Origin of the sequence: Caldibacillus debilis DSM 16016 (genome assembly GCF_000383875.1) — a bacterium.
In the GTDB taxonomy this organism is placed as follows: Bacteria; Bacillota; Bacilli; order Bacillales; family Caldibacillaceae; genus Caldibacillus; species Caldibacillus debilis.
Genome location: NZ_KB912879.1, coordinates 226,079 through 239,977, shown reverse-complemented (window position 1 = coordinate 239,977; position 13,899 = coordinate 226,079). Strand labels below are relative to the sequence as shown.

Genomic DNA, 13,899 nt, shown 5'->3' with positions numbered 1-13,899 from the left:
AAAGAGGATATCGGAAAAACGGACGCCTTTTTGCAAAAGCCGGGAATCCGGAATGATTCCGACGGAAAGCGATGGGTCTCATGAAGATATGGATCGATGCCGACGGTTGTCCGGTCGTTGACATTGCCGTACAGGTCGCCGGGGAATTCCATATCCCCGCCTGCATCGTTTGCGATACGTCCCATTATATCATCCGTGAGGGCGCGGAGACGCTCACCGTGTCCGAGGGGAAGGATGCGGCGGATTTTGCCATCCTGAACCGCGTCCGGAAAAAAGATATTGTCGTCACCCAGGATTACGGCCTGGCGGCGTTGATCCTCGCCAAGGGAGGATACGCCATTCATCCGAAGGGCCTGATCTACTCGGAAACCAATATCGACCGGCTGCTTGCGCAAAGGCAGCTTGCCCAAAAGATGCGCCTGGCCGGGGTCCGGATGAAGGGACCAAAAAAGCGGTTGGCAACGGACGATCTCCTTTTTCGGGAACGGCTCGTCGGTTTGTGCCGGACCGCCATCGCGGAAAGAAAAGACGAAGAAGGGCAAGATCCGAAGGGCCGATGAATCATTTTTTCCTGCCTTTCGTCGGAACCGGGCGAAATGGGGAAGATCGAAGATTGCCGATGGTTCCGGGAAAATCGAACGGCCGAGGGCCGGGATGAGCCGGTGTGCAAAGGTATGGTCGGACCGTTGGCCCGCCCCGAAAAAGGACAAAAAGGATGTCTGAAGCCAAAAGGCTGTCGGACATCCTTTTTTATTTCGTCAGAAGCTTTTCTCCAGCTCGTCGATCATAGTGCCGACATAAGCCACCGCCTGCCGGATCGGTTTGGCGGTGGACATATCGACGCCGGCAAGCTGCATCAGTTCCAGCGGTTTCAGCGTGCCGCCGGCCTTCAGCGCCGCCAGCCATCGTTCCACGGCCGGTTTTCCTTCCTTTTCGATCATTTGTGCCACGGCGGTGGAGGCCGTTAAACCGGCCGAATACGTATACGGGTAAAGCCCCATGTAGTAGTGCGGCTGCTGCATCCAGGTCAGCCCCGCCCCCTCATCGATGATGACCGCATCGCCCCAGAATTTTTCAAGAAGATCGATAAATTGCTCGCAAAGCAGTTTGGCGGTGATCGGCGTCCCTTTATCCGCCAAATCGTAAATCCGGCGCTGAAATTCCGCTTCCAGCAAATGGGTGACAAAATTATGATAATAGGTGCTTAAAGACTGGAGGATGACCCATCGGCGCATCCGGGCGTTTTTCGTCCTGGTGAGGATATGCCGGCTCAACAGCCGTTCATTCAGCGTCGACGGAGCTTCCACGAAGTATCTCGACGGACGGGTATTGGAAAATTTCTGATTCCTCGCGGCCAAAACGAAATGGGCGGCATGCCCCAGTTCGTGGGCTAATGTAAAGGCGTTTCGCATCGAGCCGTTCCACGTCATCAAAATATAGGGATGGACGCCATATGGGCTGGAACAGAAGGCGCCGGACCTTTTCCCGATATTGTCGGCGCGGTCGACCCAGCGGTTGTACAGCCCCTGCTCGATGATCTCCGCATATTCCGGCCCCATGACCCGCAAAGCTTCGAGGATCAGTTCGGCGGCTTCTTCGTAGCTGATTTGCGGATCATATTCCGGGTCCAGGGATGCTTTTAAATCGCAATAATAAAATTTATCCAGGCCCAATACCCTTTTTTTCAATTTGGCGTAGCGCCGCATATGGGGAGACAGCTCCGCCAGGATCGTATCCAAGAGCCCGTGATACATTTCTTTTGTCACCTGCTGACCGGCCAATAGCATGTCGGTGGCCGAGGCATATTTGCGCAAGGCGGCCTCGATCACGTGTTTTTTCACTTCTGTGGCATATGCGGCGGCATAGGTGTTTTTATACCGGTTCAATCCTTCCACGAATGCCCGATAGGCCTTCCTGCGCAATTCCGTGTCGGCCGATTCCTCATATTTCGGGAATGAATTGAAGGTGAGCGGATGTTCCGTCCCGTCCTTTGTTCGGAACGGGGAAAACCGCATGTCGGAGGTCTTGCTCCGTTGGTAAATCGCATAGGGGGCATTGTGGATTTCCCCGAAGGCCGCCAGCGCTTCCTCCGCTTCCGGGTGGAGTTTGTGGGGCTTTTTCTCCATAAGATCCGCAAGCACCTTCCGGAATTCCTGCAAACCTTTCTCTTCTTCCATGTACCGGTTAAGCGTCTCCGCATCCGCTTCCATGATTTCCGAATCGATGAAGGAAATGGCGGCATGGACATCGGAAGAAAGGCTGTCGGCCAGGCTCGTGTTGGCCTGAAAGACCGGGTCCGTTCCGTCCGCCGCCTGATTCAAAAAGGCATAAATGGCCGCCCGGTTCAGCCGCTCCAACAATGCGTCTTTCGCGAGCAATGCATCCAACAAATTCTTGGCGCTTTCACAAACCTTTCCCTTAAATCGGGTGACGGTTTTGACCTCCCTGCGGATGGCCGTCAATTCCTCCCGCCAATCCGCCTCCGTCCGGAACAAGTCGGTAAGATCCCACGTCTCTTCCATAGCCACTTCCGAGCGAAGCGGCGTCCGCTTTGCGCGTTCCATCCGAAATCCTCCCTTATTTAGGCATGTGCAAAATATTTCGTTATACGAATTATTTTTATTATATGAAAAAATCGGGCAAATGGAAATACGGTTTGCCGAAAGGAAGGGCGTTGCCCGCGGAGAAAGGAAAAGGAAAGGATCGGAATCCCCGCGGATTGTGCCGGGACCCGGGCATCATCCTCCGGAAATAACGGAAAAAAACCGTCCCGCAACCCGATTCGGAAAACCATCCGTTTAAGCGCAAGGCGGAAGAAGTGTTAAAATAAAGGCAGGGAACTTCCTGAGAATTCCAATGCAAGAAGGTGAAAAAGATGGAAGGGAAACAGGTGGATCTTTTACTGGATTGGCTTCGCGGGTCCAACTATACCGTCGTGTTTACGGGGGCCGGCATGTCTACCGAAAGCGGGCTGCCGGATTTCCGTTCGAGCAAAGGGCTGTGGAAGCAACAAGACCCGAGCCGGGTGGCGTCGATCGAATCGTTGAACAAAAACGTGGAGGCCTTCATTGATTTTTACCGGCAGCGGGTGATCGGCGTCCATGAATATAAGCCCCATAAAGGGCATCAAATTTTGGCCAAGTGGGAAAAGGAAGGGCGTATTCAAAGCATCATTACCCAGAATGTGGACGGATTCCACCAAATGGCCGGCAGCAACCGGGTCCATGAATTGCATGGCACCTTGCAACGGGTCCACTGCCAAAAATGCGGCAGGGAAGAAAGCAATGAACGGTACTTGACGGGGGATGTGCGCTGTGAATGCGGCGGGATCTTCCGGCCGAACGTCGTATTGTTCGGGGAGCCGCTGCCGCAAGAGGCGTTCCAAAACGCCTTGGCAGACTCGGAAAGGGCGGAACTGTTCATTGTTTTGGGTTCCTCGTTAACGGTCACTCCCGCCAATCAAATGCCGGTCATCGCCAAAAGAAACGGGGCGAAATTGGTCATCGTCAACATGGATGAGACGCCCCTCGACGGCATGGCGGACCTGGTCATTCACGGCGAAAAAATCGGGGAATTATTGGAAAAGCTCGACAGCCGGCTTCCATGAGTCCGGCCGGCGGCACCAGCCGGCGCCTAGCCGGCGCTGCCGGTTCCCTCGCTCATGGAAGGATGCCTGACCGGCCTGCGGCCGGGGCCCGCCGGTATTCCTATCAAGGGGAGATCGCGGCCGGACGGCTTGTCGGCCGATCTATCCGCAACCCCCGGCATCGGCTGGAACGGCAAGCAGCATCATACGATGAAGGGGGATTCCGCCCGTTTGCGGTTTGTCTCGCAACCGGCGCTCGACAGCCGCTCGACAGCCGGTTCAGCCGAAAATTACAGTTCCCGTAAGGGTGAAGTCCTTTTCCGTTTAACTTCAATATCGGACGGCAAAATACCGTCAATCACGGAGGATTTCCGGCGGAAAAGGAAGGACGTTCCGCCTGCATGGGCGGGCATTTTTTTTGCCCCAACGGTCGGACAAATTATTGCCTGTGGATATTCCTGTGGATGAATCGGAACGGCTTGCGGGAGAACAGGCCGAAAAGCCAGAATATGCAAAGGAAAGGCTGTATCAGGAACAGTTATCCCCAACTCTGTGGATAACCGTTCCGTTTTTTGTGGATAATGTGGAAAATGGCCGGGAAAATGGACAAATCAACCATGAAATTGTGAATAACCCTGTGGAAAAGTGAATAACTCCCATCCCGCAGGAAAAAACAAAAAAAGACCTGCCGATTTAATCGGCAGGGTCCTCCAGCTTTTCCCATTCGTCGAGGTACCGGTCCACCTGCTTCTTCGCAGAATCGATCCCATTTAAAATCTCCGCGGATTTTTTGGGGTCGTTGTAGATTTCCGGATCGAGCAGCTGCCTTTCCTTTTCCGCAATCTCCCTTTCCAGCTCCTCAATCCGTTTTTGTATTTCTTCGATTCTGCGGATCCGTTTTCGTTCCAGCTTTTTTGCTTCCTTTTCCATGAAATAATCCTTCTCGGGGATCCTCCCTTCGCCCCGCGATGGCGCCCCTTTCCCTTTATCGGGCGCTTCCGGCTGGCCGGAGCGGGCTTCTTCTTCCTTTTTCATCAAATAGTAGTCATAATCCCCCAAATATTCGCGGAATCCCGTTTCCGACAGCTCGAAGATTTTTGTCGCCATCCGGTTGATAAAATACCGGTCGTGGGAAACGAAAAGGATCGTCCCGGGAAAGTCCATCAGCGCATTTTCCAGCACTTCCTTGCTTTCCAGGTCCAGGTGGTTCGTCGGCTCGTCGAGGACGAGGAAATTAGCCTTTTTCAGCATCAGCTTCGCCAGGGCCAAGCGGGCCTTTTCTCCGCCGCTCAAAGCGGCGACGGGCTTGAAGACATCGTCCCCGGAAAAGAGGAAATTGCCCAAAACCGTCCGGATCTCCTTTTCCTTCATGAACGGGTTTTCATCCCACAATTCGTGCAGGACGTCTTTGTTCGAATGCAGTTCCGTCTGCTCCTGGTCATAGTAGCCGATTTCCACATTGGTGCCGAGGAGGATTTCCCCTTTGAGGGGAGCGAGTTTTCCGGCGATGGTCTTCAGCAGGGTGGATTTGCCGATCCCGTTGGGCCCGATGATCGCGGCGCTTTCCCCCCTCGTCAGCCGGAAGCGGATGCCTTCGGCCACCGTCCGTTCCCCATAGCCAATTTGCAAATTTTTCACAGTGAGCACTTCATTGCCGCTTTGCCTGTTGATGTCAAAGGAAAAACGGGCGGTTTTGCCGGCGTCCTTCGGCTTTTCCATCCGCGGCATTTTTTCCAGCGCTTTTTTCCGGCTTTGGGCCCGTCTCGTCGTCGAGGATCGGGCGATGTTCCTCTGAATAAAGTCTTTCATCCGTTCGATTTGTTCCTGCTGCTGTTCGTACCGTTTCAAGGCCCGTTCATAGTTTTCCTGCCGCTGGATTACATACTGGCTGTAGTTTCCGATATATTTGGTCAGCCGTCCGTCCGCCAATTCCAGCACTTGATTGACGATTTTATCGAGAAAATACCGGTCGTGGGAGACGACGAGGATGGCCCCCGGATACGTCTGCAAATATTGTTCCAGCCAGGTCAATGTCTCCATGTCCAGGTGGTTCGTCGGTTCGTCCAGGATGAGGACGTCCGGTTTGGCCAGCAACAGCTTCCCCATCGCCAGGCGGGTTTTTTGCCCGCCGCTCAACGTGGCGACTTTGACCCTTTTCGGGTCATCGCGAAACTTCAGCCCGTGGAGGATGGAGCGGATCTCCGCTTCGTATTGGTATCCGCCCGCCTCTTGAAAGGCGTGATGGAGCCGGTCATACTCCGCCATGACCTTTTCATAGGACTTGCCGTCGGCGAGAACCTTTTCGTCGGCCATCTGCCGCTCCAGTTCCCTTAATTTTTTTTCCATGATCTGCAAATGCTTAAAAACGGAAAGCATTTCTTCCCAAAGGGTGGCGTCAGGGTTCAAACCCGCATGCTGATCCAGATAGCCGACCGCCGTCTCCTTCGGTTTGATGATTTCCCCGCCGTCACCGGACAATTGTCCGGCGAGGATCTTTAATAAGGTGGATTTTCCGGCGCCGTTCCGGCCGACGAGGGCGATTCGGTCGCCGGTTTGGATCTCCAGCTTGACGTCCGTCAAAATTTGTTCCGCTCCGAAGTATTTTGCGATATGGTTGGCCTGCAGCAAAATCATTCCGTTCACTCCTAAGCGTTCGATGCGATTTCCCTTCCGGCGGGCCTTTCTCGTCCCGTCCGCGGGGCCATTGCCCGTTCCTCGCTGTTCCATGGGCAGAAAATCCGTTTGCGCGCCCATCTGTACCAATTTTAATAGTACAATAACGGCGGGTGAAAGGCCAAAGGATCTTAATTTTAGAATGGGACAAGACAGACGGGCAAAAATCGTGTATTATAGTAGAAAAAGGAATATGGGAAGGGATTGGAAGCGTTCCCACCCCGTGCTCCCGATCCATTCCGAAACGGGGCTTCTTTCCATGACCGCGAACAGGAGAACCAAATCGCTTTGGAGGCAGAAAGATGACATCGGATCAATTGAAAATACCGAAAGCGACAGCGAAAAGGCTGCCGTTGTATTATCGTTTTTTGCAATACTTGTACAATTCGGGAAAACAGAAGGTATCGTCGGCGGAGTTGAGCCAGGCGGTAAAAGTCGACTCCGCAACCATCCGGAGGGATTTTTCCTATTTTGGCGCGCTGGGGAAAAAAGGGTACGGTTATAACGTCCAGTATTTGCTTTCCTTTTTCCGGAAAACCCTCGATCAGGATGAATTGACGAAAGTCGGGCTGATCGGTGTCGGAAATTTGGGAACGGCATTATTGCAATATAATTTCACGAAGAACAACAATACGAAGATCGTCGCCGCCTTTGATATATCTCCGGAAAAAATCGGGAAGAAGATCGGAGAGGTCCCGATTTACAGTCTGGATCAACTGGAGGAGGTCTTGGAGAAGGAACAAATTCCGGTCATCATCTTGACCGTTCCCGCATCGGCGGCACAAGGGGTGACGGACCGTTTGATCCGCACCAACATCAAAGGGATCTTGAACTTCACCCCCGCCAGGCTCACGGTCCCGCCCAACATCAACGTCCATCATATCGATTTGGCGGTGGAATTGCAGTCATTCGTTTATTTTATCAAGCATTACTCCGATCATTCGGAAAAAATGGACGGGAAGGGAAAGAAAGATTATAATAGGTAAGACCGGATACGGGGCGCCATCGTTTTTCATTCGGACGTCGAGGAGGGAGATATTGTGCCAATCGGACCCGGCAGTTTGTTGCTCATTTTGATCGTTGCTTTGCTGGTTTTCGGTCCGAAACGGCTTCCGGAAATCGGAAGGGCGGCGGGGAAATCGTTGAAGGAGTTCAAAGAGGCCACAAAAGGCCTGGCGGAAGAGGAAGAACCGCCGAAAAAGGAAGAAGACGAGCCGAAAAATTGACGGCATGACGTTAGGATGCGATCGATATGAAAAATAAAGATATGACCGTTTCTGAACATATTGAAGAGTTGAGAAGACGGCTGATTTTTGTCGCCGTTTTTTTCTGTCTCGCCTTCATCGTCTCCTTTTTCCTTGCCGAACCGGTCATCGTTTTTCTGCAGCATTCGGCGGAGGCCAGAAATTTTTCCCTAAACGCCTTCCGCATTACCGACCCGTTGAAAATCTACTTTCAGATTTCCTTTGTGCTTTCGTGCGTTCTCACTTCCCCGGTGATCCTTTACCACATTTGGGCTTTTGTCGCCCCCGGGCTTTATGAAAAAGAAAGAAAAATCACCTTGAGCTACATACCGGTTTCCATACTTTTGTTCATATTGGGAATCGCCTTTTCCTATTTCGTTCTCTTCCCCTTTTTCATCCGGTTCATGACCAATTTGGGGGAACGGCTGGAGATCCATCAAGTCATCGGGATCAACGAATATTTTACCTTTTTGTTCCAAATCACCCTGCCATTCGGGATTTTGTTCCAGCTTCCGGTCGTGATCCTGTTTTTAACCAGATTGTCCATCATTACGCCGGCTTTTTTGGGGAAGATCCGGAAGTACGCCTATTTCGTCCTGTTGGTGATCGCCGCCGTCATCACCCCTCCGGATGTCCTGTCCCAGTTGATGGTGACTTTGCCGCTCTGCCTTTTGTATGAATTCAGCATCTGGATTTCCAAGCTGGCCTACCGGAAGATGCTGGCCGCGGAAGAAGCGAGGAAAAAGGAAGAGGAAAAAATGGCGGAGACCCTTTCGGACGGTCCGGAAGGATAAAACCGAAATCGCCGCCGAAGCGGCGGCGTTTTTTGGAAAAGGCAGGGAAGCTGTTCGCGGAAACGGTCCGGGAAACCTTGGCAAGCCGGGACTTGTCTTTCGCCTGTTGGCTTCCTGAAAGAACCGGACCGCACAAGATTCAAAACATCGAAAAGATCTTCGGATCCAACTGGGAAAGAATGGCGATCACATTCATGGACACATGGGAAAAAATCGGGACGAGGATGCGGTTCGTTTTCCGGTAAACATAGCAAAATGCGAACCCGATGGCCGTATACAAAAGCAGATGTTCGAATTCCATGTGGGCCGCGGAAAAAAACAGGGAGCTGATCAGCGCCGACGGAAAAAAACCGAGCCTTTGCATGCACGTCCCAAAGATGATTTTCCGGAAAACCACTTCTTCCAAAATCGGCCCGAAAACGGCGGCGACGAGGAAAATGGCGGGGGCTTTTTCGATCATCCCGATGATTTCCCTCGTATTTTCCGATCCCGGTTCCACGCCGAAAAGCATTTCGATCCTTGCGGCGGCCAATTGCCCGAAGAGGGCCAAAAAGACCCCGGCGGACGCCCAAAAGGCGGAGACGGGAAATGAAGCGGCTTTTTGGCTTCGGAAGCGCATTTCCCTTCTCAGGCAATAGAGCGTGACGATGAAAGCCGCCGAGAAACTGAACAGGAGCCAAAGGGAAAGGCTCCGGCTTTCCAAATCCTTCCCGGAAAAACCAAGCCCGTTTAACAAATAATAGGTGAAGGGCACCCCGACGGGCGATGACAGCTGCATGATGAGATAGGTGAGAAGCACGATTTTGTATTCCCGTTTCACAAGTGATTCCCTCTGCTTTCTGAAATTTTTGCCCCCGTTGTTTGGCGAGGCGATGGCGGTCTTCCGTCGCGCCGGCAAGCGGTTTTCAAGTCAATCCCGGCGGTTTTGGCTGCGTGCCTGCCGGCGGTTCTCTCCGGCCTTGTCGGCGGTTCGGACCTGGCGCCTGCACAGGTTCTTCAGGCCTGATCGAGCCGCCTTGGCGGCCAGCTTTCCCGGCTGCTTACGCTGCGCCTTGGCCGGCGAGCGGTTCTTTCGGCTCCTCCGGCTGCCTTCCGGGGCCGGCGGCTCATGCCGTTTCCGGGTGATTTAGCCCTGCTCCCAAATTTCAGCCGTAGGAAAGGTTCTTGGCTTATCGCGTGCAAGACGCTTTCCGGTGCTTTTCGGACCGTTCGCCGGCGGTTTTTCCGGAGTTTCCTGTTTTGCGTATCCTTTTGCATGTTGAGCGTTCCCGGGTTTTCCGCTGTTTTCAAGGCGATTCCCGTCCTGTTTTCCCATATCCGGAAAACGCCGCCTGCCCGGGTGGAGGCCGCCATCGCATTTTCCCTTGATTTTAACGGAAACATCCTTTCGTGCCAAGATCCCCTGCTCGGGGAGGCCGTGAAACGGCCGGGAGGCGAGGCGCGGCCGGACCGGGCGAAAATCACAAAATTTTTTTCCTTGAGACTTGCAAAATGACAGGTGATTCATTAATATAATAAGTGGTGTTAGCACTCTTAGCCCGAGAGTGCTAAATCAAAACATTAAGGAGGTCGTTCATTGTGTTAAAACCACTAGGAGATCGCGTCGTTATTGAAACGGTTGAAACGGAAGAAAAAACTGCCAGCGGCATTGTTCTGCCTGATACGGCAAAAGAAAAACCCCAAGAAGGAAAAGTGGTTGCCGTTGGTTCCGGACGCGTTCTTGACAACGGTGAACGGGTGAAAGTGGAAGTGAACGTCGGCGATCGCATCATTTTCTCCAAATATGCCGGAACCGAAGTAAAATACAACGGCAAGGAATATTTAATTTTGCGTGAAAGTGATATTTTGGCGGTTGTCGAATAAGCCTTAACCATAACATAATCATAACATAATTTTCCATCGCATACTTAAATATCAGATTCGAGGAGGTTCACGAAGATGGCTAAACAAATCAAATTTAACGAAGAAGCTCGCAGAGCGATGCTCCGCGGTGTCGATAAGCTGGCTGACGCCGTCAAAGTCACATTGGGACCGAAAGGCCGCAACGTGGTGTTGGAGAAAAAATTCGGTTCCCCGCTCATCACCAATGACGGCGTGACCATCGCGAAAGAAATCGAATTTGAAGATCCCTTTGAAAACATGGGCGCGAAACTCGTCGCCGAAGTCGCCAGCAAAACCAACGATGTCGCCGGTGACGGTACGACGACGGCAACGGTTTTGGCGCAATCCATGATCAAAGAAGGTTTGAAAAACGTAACGGCGGGCGCCAATCCGATGGGAATCCGCAAAGGGATCGAAAAAGCCGTCCAAGTGGCCGTGGAAGAATTAAAGGCCATTTCCAAACCGATCGAAGGCAAAGAATCCATTGCCCAAGTCGCCACCATTTCTTCCGGTGACGAAGAAATCGGGAAATTGATCGCGGAAGCCATGGAACGGGTCGGCAAAGACGGCGTCATTACCACGGAAGAATCGAAAGGGATCGTTACGGAACTGGACGTCGTCGAAGGGATGCAATTCGACCGCGGCTATACGTCCCAATACATGGTCACCGATTCCGACAAAATGGAAGCCGTTCTCGAAGATCCGTACATTTTGATTACCGATAAGAAGATTTCCAACATCCAAGAAATCCTTCCGCTCTTGGAACAAGTGGTCCAACAATCCAAACCGTTGCTGATTATCGCCGAAGATGTGGAAGGGGAAGCTTTGGCCACGCTGGTGGTGAACAAACTCCGCGGCACCTTCACCGCTGTTGCCGTTAAAGCTCCGGGATTCGGCGATCGCAGAAAAGCCATGCTCGAAGATATCGCCATTTTGACCGGCGGTGAAGTCATTACCGAAGATCTCGGTCTGGAACTGAAATCCGCGAATATTTCCCAATTGGGCCGCGCTTCCAAAGTCATCGTGACGAAGGAAAATACGACGATCGTGGAAGGCGCCGGCGATTCCGCGAAAATTGCCGCCCGCATCAACCAAATCAAAGCGCAAATCGAAGAAACCACATCCGACTTTGACAGAGAAAAACTGCAAGAACGTCTCGCTAAACTGGCCGGCGGCGTAGCGGTCATCAAAGTCGGCGCGGCGACGGAAACCGAATTGAAAGAAAAGAAACTCCGCATTGAAGACGCGTTGAACGCTACCCGCGCCGCTGTTGAAGAAGGCATCGTGGCCGGCGGCGGCACGGCGTTGATCGACGTCTACAACAAAGTGGCTTCCATTGAAGCGGAAGGCGACGTGGCAACGGGCGTGAAAATCGTCCTGCGCGCGCTGGAAGAACCGGTTCGCCAAATCGCCCGCAACGCCGGTTTGGAAGGTTCCGTCATCGTCGAACATATGAAGAAAGAAAAACCCGGCGTCGGCTTCAACGCTGCCACCAATGAATGGGTGAACATGATCGAAGCCGGCATCATCGACCCGATGAAGGTAACCCGTTCCGCGCTGCAAAACGCCGCCTCTGTTGCCGCCATGTTCCTGACGACGGAAGCGGTCGTCGCCGATATTCCGGAAGAAAACAAAGGCAATAACAACGGCATGAACGACATGGGCGGGATGATGTAATCTCCGCCTGAGACCCAGGGACACCGGGGTTTGCCCGGTGTTCCTTTTTTTAAATTTTTATGAATCCGGCAATGGGGCCGTCGGACGTCTAGCTCATAGTTCGTATGGGCAAACTGCGCCACCCTTGGATGCCGGCGTTTGTTTCCAGGTAAGCGGGCGCTCGTGCCGGAGATCTGATGGCGATCGGTTGCCGGATACGAGCCGCGCCGGAAAATACGGGAAGAGGCTGGCGATGCGGACGGGGGAAAGAAGGAGATGCAACCCTTTGGAGGAACCCATGGCGGTTACGGCGAAAGCAACGGAAAGGGAGGAAGAAAATGGGGAGCCGAATGAGCATATGCCCGGGTTGCGGGCTGATGCTGCCCGACCGACAAATGGAAAGGCCTCGCGGTTTCCATGCGACGGGAGAATGCTACCAAAAATACAGCGAACTGAGCGTATACACGCTGAACAAACAAGACATCGATTTCATCCACCAGCACGCTGTCGATGCTTACAGCGCCCAGCATGCGGGGTGCGGCATGAAAACGATCACCGTCGCATTTTCATTAATCGGATTATATTATGCGGTTGAGCGTGGTTACACGGGAAAACAGGTACAGCGCGTGCATATGCTGCTTAGCCGGCGGAAATTTGACTGGCCGCCGTTGCCGGTTCCCGACAAACCCTATTCCTTGACTGTAAATGATGTACTGCAAGAGAAACCGGGAAAAAATCGGGATGCCATGCTTCGGGAATGGATGCGTGACGTGTGGCTGTGTTGGGAACATCAGCATGAGTGGATAAGGAACCTTTCACAATCCCTGTTAAAATAGTTTGACTTCTGATGAAGCAAAAAACATATGGGTGGAAAAACCATGATCGGTAATTTAAAAGGAGTCGGTTTTTGATGAGTTTTTGTTGTCGGTCTTCTCCAGCGATTCGGACATTGCGATCGTTTTCAATTTCTTGATGGTTGGATCCGCCGTCCGATATTTGGACCATCTCCCCCTCCCCCCTTTTAACGTGTTTACAATCCTCTTCAACATGGAAATCATAAACGTCGTTTGTCAGCGCTTTCTTCCTCCCGCATTTTTATTCTAAACGCTTTTATGGAGAGAATTAAATAACAGCCGGTTGCAACATCATTGTTGCAACTTTCGGCATTATCGTCCGAATGTTGAAATGCTATAATACTGATGAACGGAAAGAGCATCTTATGTGACGGCGGTGAACGGTTCGTGGACGCGGTAATTTTCGATGTGGATGATACTTTATATGATCAGCTTCAGCCTTTTAAAAAGGCATTTTTATTTCATTTTAAACATTTATCCGATGTTCCGATAGAAAAACTTTATCTTTCCAGCCGAAAACACAGCGACAGATTATTCCATAAGAGCGAAGCGGGAACCGTATCCTTGCTTGAGCTGCACACCTACCGAATCATGGCCGCCTGCGAAGAATTCGGCATTGACATAAAATATGAAGAGGCGGTCAAGTTTCAAAAAACTTACGAAAAAGAGCAAAAAAAGATTGCGCCTTTTCCCGAAATAATTACGTTATTAGAACGGCTTTGTCAAAAAAACAAACAGCTGGCTATCCTGTCGAACGGACCGCATCAGCACCAGCTGATGAAGGTCCGACAGTTGGGTTTGACGAAGTGGATCCCGGCCGAAAATATCTTCATCTCCGGTGCGATCGGATGTGCCAAGCCTGATCCGGCTGCTTTTCTTTATGTGGAAAAAAAGCTCCAATTGAAGAAAGAAAAAGCCGTATATATAGGAGATTCATTTGAAAATGACGTAATCGGGGCAAAACAAGCGGGATGGAAGGCGATATGGATGAACCACCGAAAAAGGGATATGCCGGATTCCCGTGTCTTTCCTGATAAAATCGTATATAGCCCAAGAGAATTGTTGGATTTGGCTGATTTCTGCCTGTAACCCGGAATAACGGGGAATCATAGTGGGGACATTTCAAATCGATATCGTTTTTGCAAAATTTTGGTCAAGCCCCATTCATGGGAAAGTTCATTTTGAACGTATTCGCTTTAAGCCCTTTTGGG

13 protein-coding genes are annotated in these 13,899 nt (G+C 51.9%); 10 read left to right on the top strand and 3 right to left on the bottom strand.

The window, feature by feature from the left end; translation table 11 throughout:
* Positions 1-80: 80 nt before the first annotated feature.
* On the top strand, positions 81-560 hold the full coding sequence (locus A3EQ_RS0101635) for a YaiI/YqxD family protein (protein WP_020153445.1): 480 nt from the start codon (positions 81-83) through the stop codon (positions 558-560).
* Between the two features lie 198 nt (positions 561-758).
* On the opposite strand, the gene pepF is transcribed toward A3EQ_RS0101635, so the two are convergent.
* Positions 759-2,564: an oligoendopeptidase F gene (gene pepF, locus A3EQ_RS0101625; RefSeq protein ID WP_020153443.1), complete on the bottom strand. Its 1,806-nt coding sequence runs from the start codon at positions 2,562-2,564 to the stop codon at positions 759-761.
* Between the two features lie 311 nt (positions 2,565-2,875).
* Here pepF and A3EQ_RS0101615 point away from each other — a divergent pair, with 311 nt between their 5' ends.
* Entirely contained in the window at positions 2,876-3,607 is a 732-nt protein-coding gene (locus tag A3EQ_RS0101615; protein ID WP_020153441.1) for an NAD-dependent protein deacylase, read from the top strand.
* 439 nt (positions 3,608-4,046) lie between these two features.
* Positions 4,047-4,235, top strand: a complete 189-nt coding sequence (locus tag A3EQ_RS0101610; protein WP_154652791.1) for a hypothetical protein — start codon at positions 4,047-4,049, stop codon at positions 4,233-4,235.
* 44 nt (positions 4,236-4,279) lie between these two features.
* Here A3EQ_RS0101610 and A3EQ_RS0101605 read toward each other — a convergent pair whose 3' ends face one another.
* Entirely contained in the window at positions 4,280-6,220 is a 1,941-nt protein-coding gene (locus tag A3EQ_RS0101605) for an ABC-F family ATP-binding cassette domain-containing protein (RefSeq protein WP_026499654.1), read from the bottom strand.
* 341 nt (positions 6,221-6,561) lie between these two features.
* Here A3EQ_RS0101605 and A3EQ_RS0101600 point away from each other — a divergent pair, with 341 nt between their 5' ends.
* The 3 genes from A3EQ_RS0101600 to tatC are packed head-to-tail and all read left to right on the top strand — an operon-like array spanning position 6,562 to position 8,297.
* Positions 6,562-7,245 (top strand): redox-sensing transcriptional repressor Rex, encoded by a 684-nt coding sequence (locus A3EQ_RS0101600; RefSeq protein WP_020153438.1) that lies wholly within the window; start codon positions 6,562-6,564, stop codon positions 7,243-7,245.
* Positions 7,246-7,299: 54 nt separating this feature from the next.
* The gene (tatA, locus tag A3EQ_RS0101595) at positions 7,300-7,485 is read left to right on the top strand and encodes a twin-arginine translocase TatA/TatE family subunit (protein WP_020153437.1); all 186 of its coding nucleotides are present in this window, start codon (positions 7,300-7,302) and stop codon (positions 7,483-7,485) included.
* Positions 7,486-7,511: 26 nt separating this feature from the next.
* Positions 7,512-8,297, top strand: a complete 786-nt coding sequence (gene tatC / locus A3EQ_RS0101590) for a twin-arginine translocase subunit TatC (RefSeq protein ID WP_020153436.1) — start codon at positions 7,512-7,514, stop codon at positions 8,295-8,297.
* Between the two features lie 139 nt (positions 8,298-8,436).
* Here tatC and A3EQ_RS0101585 read toward each other — a convergent pair whose 3' ends face one another.
* On the bottom strand, positions 8,437-9,117 hold the full coding sequence (locus A3EQ_RS0101585) for a CPBP family intramembrane glutamic endopeptidase (RefSeq protein WP_020153435.1): 681 nt from the start codon (positions 9,115-9,117) through the stop codon (positions 8,437-8,439).
* A 758-nt stretch (positions 9,118-9,875) separates the two neighbouring features.
* On the opposite strand from A3EQ_RS0101585, the gene groES reads away from it, so the two are divergent.
* The 4 genes from groES (at position 9,876) to A3EQ_RS0101550 (ending at position 13,777) form a co-directional block, all read left to right on the top strand.
* Entirely contained in the window at positions 9,876-10,160 is a 285-nt protein-coding gene (groES, locus tag A3EQ_RS0101570) for a co-chaperone GroES (RefSeq protein ID WP_020153432.1), read from the top strand.
* A 75-nt stretch (positions 10,161-10,235) separates the two neighbouring features.
* Entirely contained in the window at positions 10,236-11,855 is a 1,620-nt protein-coding gene (gene groL / locus A3EQ_RS0101565) for a chaperonin GroEL (RefSeq protein ID WP_020153431.1), read from the top strand.
* Positions 11,856-12,172: 317 nt separating this feature from the next.
* The gene (locus tag A3EQ_RS0101560) at positions 12,173-12,670 is read left to right on the top strand and encodes a DUF5946 family protein (RefSeq protein WP_020153430.1); all 498 of its coding nucleotides are present in this window, start codon (positions 12,173-12,175) and stop codon (positions 12,668-12,670) included.
* 405 nt (positions 12,671-13,075) lie between these two features.
* Positions 13,076-13,777: an HAD family hydrolase gene (locus tag A3EQ_RS0101550; protein WP_026499653.1), complete on the top strand. Its 702-nt coding sequence runs from the start codon at positions 13,076-13,078 to the stop codon at positions 13,775-13,777.
* Positions 13,778-13,899: the final 122 nt, after the last annotated feature.

What these genes read in the sequence shown, in the direction of transcription:
- A3EQ_RS0101560 (WP_020153430.1), top strand. Translation starts at nt 12,173, where the DNA reads ATGGGGAGCCGAATGAGCATATGCCCGGGTTGCGGGCTGATGCTGCCC.
- tatC (WP_020153436.1), top strand. Translation starts at nt 7,512, where the DNA reads ATGAAAAATAAAGATATGACCGTTTCTGAACATATTGAAGAGTTGAGA.
- A3EQ_RS0101615 (WP_020153441.1), top strand. Translation starts at nt 2,876, where the DNA reads ATGGAAGGGAAACAGGTGGATCTTTTACTGGATTGGCTTCGCGGGTCC.
- A3EQ_RS0101600 (WP_020153438.1), top strand. Translation starts at nt 6,562, where the DNA reads ATGACATCGGATCAATTGAAAATACCGAAAGCGACAGCGAAAAGGCTG.
- A3EQ_RS0101635 (WP_020153445.1), top strand. Translation starts at nt 81, where the DNA reads ATGAAGATATGGATCGATGCCGACGGTTGTCCGGTCGTTGACATTGCC.
- groL (WP_020153431.1), top strand. Translation starts at nt 10,236, where the DNA reads ATGGCTAAACAAATCAAATTTAACGAAGAAGCTCGCAGAGCGATGCTC.
- pepF (WP_020153443.1), bottom strand. Translation starts at nt 2,564, where the DNA reads ATGGAACGCGCAAAGCGGACGCCGCTTCGCTCGGAAGTGGCTATGGAA.
- A3EQ_RS0101605 (WP_026499654.1), bottom strand. Translation starts at nt 6,220, where the DNA reads ATGATTTTGCTGCAGGCCAACCATATCGCAAAATACTTCGGAGCGGAA.